We start from the raw sequence: 3805 nt of genomic DNA, 5'->3' as shown, positions 1-3805 counted from the left end.
CCGGACGTATCGACGAAGTCGAACATGTGTCCAGTATGAAGAGGGCCTGTGACAACGAAGCGGGCTGAGTCCCGCTCCTCGAGAAACTTCCGTCCTCCGAGACTCAGCGAACCGCCCCTCTCACCCCACCACCCGGCCAGCTGCTCCCTCACGCCACGACGCGCAGCGAACCGCTACGCCTGAAGTCACCCCAGGGAGGAAAGCACCGCCAACGCGAGCGAGCTGCACGGCGTGCACCGCCGCCGTGCCCCGGCAGTCCCAACGCGCATCCAGAACAGACCAGACCGAAGCGATGTCGTGGCTACGCTGACGGCGCCCCATGAACCTGCGCCACCACCACACCGACTCCGGCGGGCCCCCGGCCTCGATCGACGAGATCCACGACGGCGTCGCCGTGGCATTGGCCACCGTCGAACAGCAGTACACCGCCAACCGGCGGACGCTGGTGACACTGCTTGCGTCGATCGGCCAGCCGGTAAGCCTTCCCGAGATCATGGAGCGCGAGCCGCAGTTGGCCCAGAGCTCGGTGTATCGAAACCTGGGCGTGCTCGAGCAGGCCGGCGTGGCGGTGCGCATCGTCACCAACGACGAGTTCGCCCGCTTCGAACTGGCCGAGGCCCACGGCGGGCACCATCACCACCACCTGATCTGTTCGTCGTGTGGGGCGGTGGAGGACTTCACGTTGTCGAGCGGGGTTGAGGCCACCATCGTTCGGGAACTCGAAGAGTTGGCCCACCGGCACGGGTTTGTCCCCTCAGAGCACCAGGTGGACCTGGTCGGCCTGTGCGCCGACTGCCAGTAGGGGCCGACCGCGTACGCTGCAATGAGAATGGGTATCATCCTTGGATGCACCCCAGCGCCCCCACCCCCAACCATCGGCGTGGATGGGCGCTGCTTGCCTTTGGTGTCACGGCACTCGGTCTGACGCTCGGCGCCTGCAGCTCAACCGACACTGCCGACGCACCGCGCGGCGACTGCCCGGTGGAACCCGTCAGCGTCGTGGCCACCGTCAACCAGTGGGGCCAGATCGTCGAGCAACTTGGCGGCGACTGCGTCACGGTCGACTCGATCATCTCCGGTTCGGCCGCCGATCCCCACGACTACGAGCCGACACCCGCCGACAGCGCCGCCTTCGAGGACGCCGACCTGGCCGTGCTCAACGGCCTTGGCTACGACAGCTGGGCACAGCGGGCCCTCGACCAGGTGGGCGACGGCCCGGCGGTGATCGTTGCGGGCGATGTGGCCGGCCGCACCACCGGCGACAACCCCCACATCTGGTACTCGCCCGAAGCGGTGCGCGCCATGACCGAGGCCATCACCGGTGAGCTCGCCCAGCTCACCCCCCTCGGCCCCGATGCTGGTGGCTACCTCGGCGAGCGATTCGACGCCTGGATGGAATCGCTCCAGTCGTACGACGACGCGATCGACGGCCTGGCGAAGGCGGGGGACGGCGCAACGTTCGCATCGACCGAGCCGGTCGCCGACGACCTGTTGGAGGCGGCCGGCCTGAGCAACGTCACTCCGCCCGGGTACCGGTCAGCGGCACTGAACGAGACCGAACCCTCCCCCTCCGACCTGGCGGCGTTCGACGACCTGCTCGCTTCGGGCAAGGTGGACCTTCTGGTCGTCAACCCGCAGAGTGAAGGCCCGGTGGCCGATCAGCTGCGCCGCAGCGCGGACGGCGATCAGGTGCCGGTGGTCGAGGTCACCGAGGCGGTGCCGGACGACGCCGACGGGTTCGTCGCCTGGCAGGTCGCCCAGCTCAACTCGCTCACCGCTGCCCTGGGCCAATGACGCTGCCCGATAACCCCCGCCCGATGACGCTGCCCGATGGAGACCATCCCGATGAACGCTGTCTCGATAAAGGCCTCCCGATGATCGACCCCAGCAGTGACGACCGCGCCTCCGGTGATGTCGCAGCGCCTCCTGCCGTGCTCAGGGTGCCGGCCGAGGACATCGTCGTCGGGACGAGCCCGGGCGACACGGTGGTTCACCTTGAGGACGTCGCGGTTGCTCGGGGCGGCCGCGAGATCTGGTCAGAGGGCACCTTCGATGTCCCCCGGGGTTGCATCGTCGGGGTGATCGGCCCCAACGGCTCCGGGAAGACGACCTTCCTGCAGTTGCTGATGGGTCTGCTGACCCCGAGCGCCGGCAGCCTCGAGGTCTTGGGCGAGACCCCTCGCCGCGGCAATCCCTGCATCGGGTACGTACCCCAGAACTACACCGCAGCCGTCGGCGACGCGGTGCGCTGTCGCGACCTGGTGCATCTGGGGTTGGTGGGCACCCGATGGGGCACGGGCCACGGAAACCTGGAGCCCGGCAAGCTCGTCGATGAGGCATTGACCGCCGTCGACGCCATGGGCTTCGCAGACGAGCGCATGTCCGAGGTGTCCGGAGGGCAGCAACAGCGGGTGGCGATCGCCGCCGGGCTGGTCAACTCGCCAAAGCTACTGCTGCTCGACGAGCCGCTGGCCAACCTCGACATGCGCAACCAGCGCGAGATCGCCGCGTTGCTCGGCCGGCTCGCCGCCGAGCGGAACATGACCGTGTTCGTCGTCGCCCACGAGCTCAACTCGCTGCTCGAGGTGCTGACGAGCGCGGTGTACCTGCTCGATGGTCACGCCCACTACGACGTGATCGGCAAGGTGGTTGACGCCGAACTGCTCAGCCACCTGTACGGCACTTCGATCGGGGTGGTTCGAACCCCCCAGGGTGACCTGTTCACCCGCAACGCCTGATGGGGCTGCTCGCCGGGATCGGCTATCAGCAGAACTGGATTGACGTGCTCGGTGCCACGTTCATGCGCCACGCGTTTATCGGCGGCACGCTGGTGGCGCTGGCCTCCGGGCTGATCGGCTACTTCGTCGTCGTCCGCCGGGATGCCTTCGCCGCCCACGCCCTGGCCCACATCGGCTTTCCCGGGGCCACCGGCGCGGCGCTGGTCGGGGCGCCGGTCACGCTGGGTCTGGCGGTGTTTTGTGTCGCCGGAGGCCTGGCGATCGGCGCCTTCGGCAAGCGGGTGGATCGCCGGGAGGTGGCCACCGGCACCGTGCTGGCGTTCGCTACGTCGCTCGGCGTGCTGTTTGCCTCGATGGCGACCGACAGCGCCGCCAGCGTCACCAGCGTGCTGTTCGGCAACCTGTTGGCCATTTCCACCGATCAGCTGATCGTGTTCGGTGCGATGACCGTCGTGCTCGTCGTGGCGATGGTCATCATCGCCCGGCCGCTGTTGTTCGCATCGATCAGCCCGGAGGTGGCCGAGGCGCGGGGCGTGCCGGTGCGGGCCTTGGCCATCGCCTTCCTTGTGTTGCTGGCGCTGGTGGTGGCCATGGCCACCCAGGTGGTGGGCACGCTGTTGCTGTTCGCCCTGGTGGTCACCCCGGCCGCTGCTGCGCTGGCGCTGACCGCGCGCCCGGTGGTCGTCGTCGCCGGGGCAACCGCCATCGCCCTGGGCAGCGTGTGGGGCGGGCTGGTCATCTCGGCGATGTTCAACCTGCCGCCCAGCTTTCCGATCGTGTCGCTGGCCTTCGCCACATGGCTGGCCGCGCTGGCCCGCAGCCGGTCGGTGGAGCGCACCGGGCGCGTCGCTCCCGCTCCCGCCTCAACAACGTCCACCGCCACCGCCACCGAACGCGTCTGAGCGGCGCCGGGCGTCCCGCCGCCGAAACCCGCCCGCCGCCAGACGGTTTCGTGGACTCCGTCGAACCGCTCATGGACAAGGAACTGCGCTTTGGCCGCGTCGAGATCGTCGAATCGACACCCGCCCGTGTGCAGGTCCGCTGGACCTACCAATCCTGCGACTTCA

At 68.8% G+C, this 3805-nt stretch carries 4 protein-coding genes; all 4 read left to right on the top strand.

Translation table 11 applies throughout. From position 1 onward, the window contains the following. Nucleotides 1–319: 319 nt before the first annotated feature. The 4 genes from PKD89_RS19665 to PKD89_RS19650 all read left to right on the top strand — a co-directional run bounded on the left by PKD89_RS19665 (nt 320) and on the right by PKD89_RS19650 (nt 3640). Nucleotides 320–802: a Fur family transcriptional regulator gene (locus PKD89_RS19665; protein ID WP_287393387.1), complete on the top strand. Its 483-nt coding sequence runs from the start codon at nt 320–322 to the stop codon at nt 800–802. A 44-nt stretch (nt 803–846) separates the two neighbouring features. Continuing rightward, nucleotides 847–1794 (top strand): metal ABC transporter solute-binding protein, Zn/Mn family, encoded by a 948-nt coding sequence (locus tag PKD89_RS19660; protein ID WP_287393385.1) that lies wholly within the window; start codon nt 847–849, stop codon nt 1792–1794. Between the two features lie 80 nt (nt 1795–1874). Beyond that, nucleotides 1875–2738 carry a metal ABC transporter ATP-binding protein gene (locus PKD89_RS19655; RefSeq protein ID WP_425591269.1) on the top strand — a complete coding sequence of 288 codons (864 nt, stop codon included), beginning with the start codon at nt 1875–1877 and terminating at the stop codon, nt 2736–2738. Nucleotides 2739–2800: 62 nt separating this feature from the next. Then, on the top strand, nt 2801–3640 hold the full coding sequence (locus PKD89_RS19650; RefSeq protein ID WP_349257396.1) for a metal ABC transporter permease: 840 nt from the start codon (nt 2801–2803) through the stop codon (nt 3638–3640). The last annotated feature ends 165 nt before the right edge of the window (nt 3641–3805 follow it).

It is taken from the genome of Candidatus Neomicrothrix sp., assembly GCF_035329545.1.
In the GTDB taxonomy this organism is placed as follows: Bacteria; Actinomycetota; Acidimicrobiia; order Acidimicrobiales; family Microtrichaceae; genus Microthrix; species Microthrix subdominans.
The sequence above is the reverse complement of the archived record's forward strand: the minus strand, read 5'-3'. Positions and strand labels throughout refer to the sequence as shown.

Excerpts from the sequence above, each read along its gene's own strand:
- PKD89_RS19665 (WP_287393387.1), top strand. The coding sequence starts at position 320 with ATGAACCTGCGCCACCACCACACCGACTCCGGCGGGCCCCCGGCCTCG.
- PKD89_RS19660 (WP_287393385.1), top strand. The coding sequence starts at position 847 with ATGCACCCCAGCGCCCCCACCCCCAACCATCGGCGTGGATGGGCGCTG.
- PKD89_RS19655 (WP_425591269.1), top strand. The coding sequence starts at position 1,875 with ATGATCGACCCCAGCAGTGACGACCGCGCCTCCGGTGATGTCGCAGCG.
- PKD89_RS19650 (WP_349257396.1), top strand. The coding sequence starts at position 2,801 with ATGCGCCACGCGTTTATCGGCGGCACGCTGGTGGCGCTGGCCTCCGGG.